Below are 6,964 nucleotides of genomic sequence, written 5' to 3'. Positions count from 1 at the left end.
CTGGAACGATCTGAACCTTAGACAAGTCCGATTATTCCTTGCAGGACAGGCACTTTCGCTTATCTACACACCGCCACAAGCGACAAACCGCGAAAAATTCGGGCTAACGTCGCGGATCTCGAAAACCACACCCGCCCGGAGAACATCGAAGCGGGTGACGATTTGGTGCCGTCTGGCGGCGGCTACCACACACCAGATCTCGTCGAGTTCAACGGCGGACTACTCACAGCGCCCAGCAACCGTGCCCCACAGCACGATTCACAGACTACAAACCCGCCCGACCAGTGGTCACAAGGCAGGTTTCCCGGAGTGGAGCGGCGGGACAACCCTCGATCCGGAAAGGGCCGACCGGCCACGTCGTCTGGCCGCCGTCTTGTCACGCTGATTGTGTTCATCGGCGCGCGCGATTCGCCAATTTCGCCTACCCGTAGGCGGGATAGCGTTTCTCCCAGACGGCGAGTTGCTCTGCGCGGTGACCGTGTGCGATCCCGGCCTCGCGGCCGAGCAGCATCGTGGCCCCGCCGGCACCGTCGTAGTTTTCCCAGGGCTCGCCCCCGCGAACGAATTCCAGCCAGAGTTCCTGAACCGCGTCTGACATGTGCCGAGCCGCCTCGTCGTCACCAGCCAGCGCACTCGCAGCGTCCAGGTTGCCGAAGAGCAAGGGCAGGCACGAATCGTGGCATGCCCCCAGTCCGGCACGCGGAGAAGGCCACTGCAATTCGTAGCGAAACACCGGGTTGCCGCGCTCGGCGTGTGCCCGGACGAACTGCTCGGTCGGCGCGGTGAAGTGGTAGTCGGTGACCATCGCGCTGGCGGCATCGCGAAGCTTGTGGTGGTCGGCGAGGTAGGTCGTCACCACCGCGTCGGCGTCGTGACTGTCCCCGGCAAGTGCCCGCGCCCTGTCCCGCACGTACTGCTCGGTGAAGACGCCCTCATCCAGCGCCGCGTCAAAGATCCGCCACTCGTCGCGCGTCGTCCCGGCGAGGACGGGGATCGGCGGCATGTCGCGCGTTCTCGCAACCACCAACGGGTGCTCTTCGATGACGTCGCCGTCGATGCAGGGATGGAACGGGCCCTGCGGCGGCACGAATCCGCTGTCGATGCGCCGCTGCGCGGCAAGAATCTCCTCGACACCCGGTTCTTCGGCGCGCGTGAGGGCACCGGTCGAGATCAGCTGCTCGGCCACGGCGGAGGCGGCCGCCGTCGAGCGGACGCGCTCCAAGCCGCCACTCTGCAGGATCGCGCGGTCGAAGAGGTCGCACCCTCCGGCGAGCAGGGCCGATATCGCGATCGCACCGGAGGATTGCCCCGCCACCGTGATGGCGCTGGGGTCGCCGCCGAACGCGGCGATCTGCTCGCGCACCCACTGCAGCGCGTGCCTCTGGTCGCGCAGCGTCAGGTTGGTGGAGCCGGGCCCGTGCCAGTCAGGCGCGTAGAGCGCACCCAGCACACCGAGCCGGAAGTTGATCGTCACCACCACGATGTCGCCGCGCCGGGCGAGCCGCGAACCGTCGAGCAGCGGAGCGGATCCGTGCCCCTGCGTCTGCCCGCCGCCGTGCAGGAAGACCAGCACGGGTCGGAGGTTGTCGTCGGCCGCGGGTGTCCAGATGTTGAGCGTGAGACAGTCCTCGCTCATCGTGAGGCCGCGCTTGGCCAACCGCTCGGGCGAGATGTCCTGCGGGGCAATCGCCCCGAACGCGGTCGCGTCACGCATCCCTGCCCAGCTCGTCACGGGCTGCGGTGGGCGCCAACGATGCTCGCCTGTCGGTGCCGCGGCGTACGGCACACCGCGAAAGACGACAACGTCTCCACATGCGCCGGACGCGCGTGCGTCGCCCCGCAGTGCTCCGTACGAGGTGTGCGCGACTGCGGTCACGGGCGCTCTGTCAGGGGGTAGGCCGTCAGTGGGTAGGTCTCAGCCATCTCGCCGTCGAGTATCCGGGTCAGGAAGTCGCGGCCCTTGAAACTCACCACCTCCACGCGAAGCCCGCTCCGCGGGTCACGCAGGAACGCTACGCCGGCACCCGTGCGTTCCAACTCCCAACCGTCGTCCTGCAGCCGCGCGACGTCATCGCGCCAGCGCTGTGCGTAGTAGCCGACGTGGTGCATGCCGCCGAGCTTCGGTTCGGCGAAGATCGAGTCCGCGGCGGCGACGACCTCGATCAGCTCCAGGTACGGCGGGCCGGAAGTGGAGAACGCGATGCGTACGGCCTGGTCGTCAGCGGACCCGTCCGGACGGAGGAAGCCGCTACGCATCTCGAACGGCGGCGCCCACGTGATCTGCATGGCGCCGGCCAACGTCTGCATGGCAAGCAACAGATCGGGGACGAGGTGGCCCACGTGGTAGACGTTGTCGAAGGCCGACGCGGCGAGCGTCTCGAGTTTCGGGTCCATGTCAGATCCTGTACCTGCGGCGGATGGCGTCGAAGCGTGCGTGCAGTTGCGCGGCCCGCTCCTCGGGCGTGACGCGCCGGGTGTCGGCCGGCAGCACGGTGTCCAGCTCGGCGGCGGTGACGACAGTGGTGCTGACCTCGGGCAGCTGCCGGCTCCCGATAACGCGCATCGTGAGGTAGCCCTCGCTGAATTGTTGGGTGTCGATCCAGTTGTGCACACCGGGGTCGTTGTGGGCCATCACCATTCGGACGCGGCCGTCGGAGTCGATCGCCGATCTGCTCGGCGTGTAGCTCACCGGTCGGTACAGGTAGTCCATGCTGTTCCAGAACGCGCCCATGTTGGTCAGCATCCAGAACTCCCCGTCGTCGGCGAACTCGAACATCAACGCTTCGTCCGGCCCGAGACGCCACGGCATGGTGACGATGAGCCGGCCGCGGCGCGCATCGCGCTGCTCCGCCGTGCCGGCGAATCGCGCCCCGGGAAACACGTTGGGCTCGGGCTCGCCGAAAAGCGAACCGATCTCCAGTTCGCGGTCCGGCCAGTCCCTCATCGCCCCGGCGAGGAAGTCGCCGGCCCACCGCATCGACGCGATCAGATCCTGCGGTGTCGGCACGGGACGTGGCTGATCCATGTCGATGCGCTCGATGCTGAATTGCGCCGAGCGCTCCGCCCAGGAGTCGAAGCCCTGCCGCATGAAGAGCTTTCGCGAACCCGGGGAGGTCGGCAGCCAATTCGGTTCTCGCCGAGCGCCACCCACGTAAAGGACGAAGCTGCCGTCGCGTTCGGTGACCAGGTCGTCGCCGGTGACGTTGGCCTCCGGGGTGTCGCCGAAGGGTTCATGCAGGTTCGGGTGATCGGCGCCGTAGTACACGTCCTTCTCGGGTCGCGGCCCTTGGACGGTGAAGTTGATGAAACGCGCGGTGCCCCGATTACCCGCGATCCGGTATGTCGAGGCGCCGTCGATCCACGCCTGCAGATAGACGAAGTCGGCGTTGTCGCCGCCGAGCTTCCGGCTCGGCCCGCAGAACGGGTGGATCATCGGGTAGCGGGAGTTCTTGGTCTCCAGGGCGAGATCGTATGCCTGCCCGAGATTCTGCGTCAGGTAGCGGAAGGCGTCGGCACGCTGCGGCGCATTCGCCGGCGAGGTGTCCTTGAACGCGAGATCGCCGGCGGCCTTGAGCCGGTCGCAGAATTCGTGCCACGCGGCGCTCAGTGCCTCGTCGTCCTCGCTGTCACCGAAGGCCATCAGCGCCTCGTCTCGATGTCGATGCCGAATCGCTCGCGATAGTCGGCGAATTCGTCGTGCAGCCGCTGCACGGGAACCGGTAGGACGTCGGTGGAGTAGGCGAACTTGCCGTACCGATCGCTGCGGTTGGTGACGAGGTAGTCGCGCATCGCCTTCTCGGCTTCGGCCTGCAAGGGCAGTCCGGCGAAGTCGTAGAAGCCGCCGATCGTGGCGACCGGGTCGGTGACGAAGTCGCGGTAGCGGACGTGGTGGATGCGCGGGTCATCCACGAGCGGGTCGGTGAGGTAGGCGTGGAAGTTGGCCCGCGAGCCCTCGATCGTGTCTTTGGCGTACTGAGTCCAGTCCAGCGTCCCGGCCAGGCTCTCGTTGATCTGCCCGAAGGCCACGATCTGCGAGGCGAGCACCTGCACGGGGTCGCGGTGCACCCAGACGATGCGGGCGTCAGGGTAGGTGTCGAAGAGCGCGCGCAGGCGTCGGCCGTGAAATCCCTTGAGCACCCACCGCTTCGGCGGGCGGGTGTATTGGACGTGCTGCAGCATCATGCGGTGAAGGGCGTACTGCGCGTGATGGTCTTGCGGAAAGTTCTGGATCGTCACGGGCACTCGCCACCAGGCGCTCGGGTTCGTCGCGCGGAAGTCGAAGGCCCACGTGCGTTCACACTCGGGCAGCCCGGCACCGAGCAGGTCGTTGTAAGGGTGGCTGACGATCCACGGCGGGATCCGGTCGAGGATGTCCCGCCAGTCGGCATCGGCCTGCGCGCGGCGTGGGTCGTCGACGACGGCCGGTCCTGGTGGCGGCGACGGGTACATGACCTCCCAGAAGCGCAGCGCCCGCGAATCCTCGTCCTCGGCGAGCAGGGCATGCAGCAGCGTCGTCCCCGACCGCGGCTCGCCGGTGGCGAAGAGCGGGGCCGTGATCCGTTCTGCCGCAAGCGGCAGGCGTGCGTGGTCGTCAACGAAGTGCAGGCGGCTCGTCAGCAGTCCGCCGATCGTGAGTGCGGCTGCCCGCGAACCTGTTTCGTCGAGTCGGGCGCTGTTCAGCCTGTCGACGACCAGCGCCACGCGCGCGGGCAGGGTGTCATCACCAAAGTCGGTGAAGCCAGTCGATTCCTGCGCGGCGGCAATGAGGACGTCCCCGTCCAAGATCGTCATGGCGTGCTTCCCGCGAGCTGCAGCAGTGCGTCCTCGACCTCGCGGATTTTGCGCGCCGACTCGGCGGCGTAAACCTGCCCGGCCATTCCGCTGTAGTCGAGCACCGACACGACCCGGGCACCCGCCTCGCCGAAGTCGGCGATCTGCGCGGCGACCTGCTTCGGCGTCCCATGCGGAACAACAGACAGGATCGCGGCCGGGTCGACCTCCTCGAAGAGCCGGAGCAACCTGTCGCGGGTCAGCACGCGTGGATCGATGTCCTGGATGCCGCGCCAGTGCTCCCCCATCGGATGGCGGTGACCGGCGTCTGCCAGTGCGTCGCCGGTCAGTTGCAGCACCAGCGACTTCACCAGCGGACGCTGCACAATCGCACTCAGTTCGTCGGGCTCACTGATGAGGCACACCACCATCTTCGCCGGCGTGATGGCCTCCGGGTCACGTCCGGCGTGTTCGGCCGCCTCCCGGATGCGCGCCAGCTGACCGGCATAAGTCTCGGGCCCGGCGCTGCCCGTCGGCCACCAACCGTCGCCGAGTTCGCCTACCAGTCGCAGCATGCGGGGGCCGTTGGCCCCGATCCAGATCGGTGGCGGGCCGGAGTGGTGAAGCTCGGCGTCCAGCCGAGCGTGCTCCAGCGTGAAATGCTCTCCGGCGAAGTCGATCGGTCCGTCGGTGCTCCAGAGCAGCCGGATCAGCCGGAGCGCCTCGGCGAACCGGCTCACCGTGCACCGGTGGTCGAAGCCGTACGGTGCGAGGTTCTCGCGCTCGCCGGCACCGAGTCCCAGGATGAACCGGCCGTTCGAAAGATGGCTCAAGGTCAGCGCCGACTGGGCCAGCATCACCGGGTGGCGGCGGACGGTGTCGAGAACGCTCGTGGCGAGCCGAGTGCGTGTCGTGCGAGCCGCGACGGCACCGGCGAGGGTGAGGCCGTCCAGGTAGCGGTGCGGCGACGGCGACACCTCCGCGAGGTCGGTGAACTCGGGCGTCCAGATCGAGTCCGGCCAGAAGCTCACGAGATGATCAGGCAGCCACAGGGAGTGGTAGCGACCGTCGTCGAGGGCGTCCAACCCGCCGAGGTCGAGCGGCAGCGTCGTCCGGAAGAACGAGGCCAGCTCCAAGGGCATGCAGCGGAAGCTACACCGAGGATGGCGGCTACGTCAGCGGAATGCTGTGCATCTGCTCAGCAGCTGTAAGAACAACCGGCGCCGCAAGGGCAGATATCCCCGCAACCGCTATTTCGCTGGGCGAAAATACGGTTCGACCGTGCCGCTGAGCTTCATCACCATCGGATTCCCGCGGCGATCCTTGGCGGTGGGCACTTCGACGCGCACCCAACCTTCGGCCACGTCGTATTCGACGACATTGGTCTTCTCGGCGCCGTTGAAGCGGATGCCGACGTCGCGGAGGAGCGCCTCTTGGTTGAAGAACGGGCTGTTCGGATCAATGGAGAGGTGGTTCGGCGGAACGTCGGTGCTCTGGTCCTCGGACATGATGGCTTTCGGTCGATAGTGCGTCGGTCTTAAGTCGAATCGCTGTGAACCTACGTGACCCTGCCCGGCGCGACCAATTCCCTAAACTGCTCGTTTCGTGGGTGGAGGCAATAGGAAGAAACTCGAACCTCGGTCACCTCTGTAAACGTTGGGCTGACCTGCGTAAACGCATCACCGAAGCGTCAGCACGACCACCCCGAACGGCCCATGACGGCCCAAATCAGCGCTCAAGCGCTTCCTGACCTCCGAAGACGTCGTCGACATTGTGCACAGATACCAAGTCGGAGAAACCACTCAGGGGATCGGCAATCGGTACGGCATCTCCAAGACTCGCGTGGCAGACGTGCTTTGCGAGCACGGTGTCGCTATCCGCCGGCATGGTCTAAGTGACGAACAGGTCAACGAGGCAGCAACCCTCTACGCTGCGGGAAAATCGCTGGCGTGGCTTGGTGATCGTTACGGTGTCTCACACACAACCGTCGCAGCGGCCCTTCGACGCCAGGGTCTTCAGTTGCGGCGTCGGCCAGGCTGGATGTGACGTTCGATCCGCAATGACCGTGCGCCTGGCCGCCGGAGCGCACCACGTCACTAGGAGCGTGGGTCAGTAACGCTTCGAGGGGGTCGGGGCGTCGAATGTGCACATAGATCGCGTTCGAGGTGATTTGCGTGATCTGTGTGCACGCTGG

At 66.6% G+C, this 6,964-nt stretch carries 7 protein-coding genes; 1 reads left to right on the top strand and 6 read right to left on the bottom strand.

Going from position 1 to position 6,964, the window contains the following annotated elements; genetic code table 11:
* Positions 1–421: 421 nt before the first annotated feature.
* The 6 genes from H7I57_RS13695 to H7I57_RS13670 form a co-directional block, all read right to left on the bottom strand.
* Positions 422–1,876, bottom strand: a complete 1,455-nt coding sequence (locus H7I57_RS13695; RefSeq protein WP_264024085.1) for a carboxylesterase/lipase family protein — start codon at positions 1,874–1,876, stop codon at positions 422–424.
* Positions 1,873–2,394: a VOC family protein gene (locus tag H7I57_RS13690; RefSeq protein WP_264024084.1), complete on the bottom strand. Its 522-nt coding sequence runs from the start codon at positions 2,392–2,394 to the stop codon at positions 1,873–1,875. The genes H7I57_RS13695 and H7I57_RS13690 overlap by 4 nt, the downstream gene beginning before the upstream one ends.
* A 1-nt stretch (position 2,395) precedes the next feature.
* Entirely contained in the window at positions 2,396–3,640 is a 1,245-nt protein-coding gene (locus tag H7I57_RS13685) for a DUF1214 domain-containing protein (protein ID WP_264024083.1), read from the bottom strand.
* Positions 3,640–4,791, bottom strand: coding sequence for a sulfotransferase family protein (locus tag H7I57_RS13680; protein ID WP_264024082.1), 1,152 nt, complete (start codon positions 4,789–4,791; stop codon positions 3,640–3,642). Before H7I57_RS13680 ends, H7I57_RS13685 begins: the two co-directional genes overlap by 1 nt.
* Positions 4,788–5,912 carry an LLM class flavin-dependent oxidoreductase gene (locus tag H7I57_RS13675; RefSeq protein ID WP_264024081.1) on the bottom strand — a complete coding sequence of 375 codons (1,125 nt, stop codon included), beginning with the start codon at positions 5,910–5,912 and terminating at the stop codon, positions 4,788–4,790. Before H7I57_RS13675 ends, H7I57_RS13680 begins: the two co-directional genes overlap by 4 nt.
* A 108-nt stretch (positions 5,913–6,020) precedes the next feature.
* A complete protein-coding gene (locus H7I57_RS13670; RefSeq protein ID WP_264024080.1) occupies positions 6,021–6,278 on the bottom strand; it encodes a DUF3297 family protein in 258 nt (85 codons plus the stop codon).
* 265 nt (positions 6,279–6,543) lie between these two features.
* Between H7I57_RS13670 and H7I57_RS13665 the strand changes: the two genes are divergently transcribed.
* Positions 6,544–6,816: a helix-turn-helix domain-containing protein gene (locus H7I57_RS13665; protein WP_308204358.1), complete on the top strand. Its 273-nt coding sequence runs from the start codon at positions 6,544–6,546 to the stop codon at positions 6,814–6,816.
* Positions 6,817–6,964 lie beyond the last annotated feature (148 nt).

This window comes from Mycolicibacterium pyrenivorans (assembly GCF_025821625.1).
Lineage (GTDB): Bacteria > Actinomycetota > Actinomycetes > Mycobacteriales > Mycobacteriaceae > Mycobacterium > Mycobacterium pyrenivorans.
Note: the sequence above shows the minus strand (reverse complement) of the source record. Positions and strands in the feature narration are given on the sequence as shown.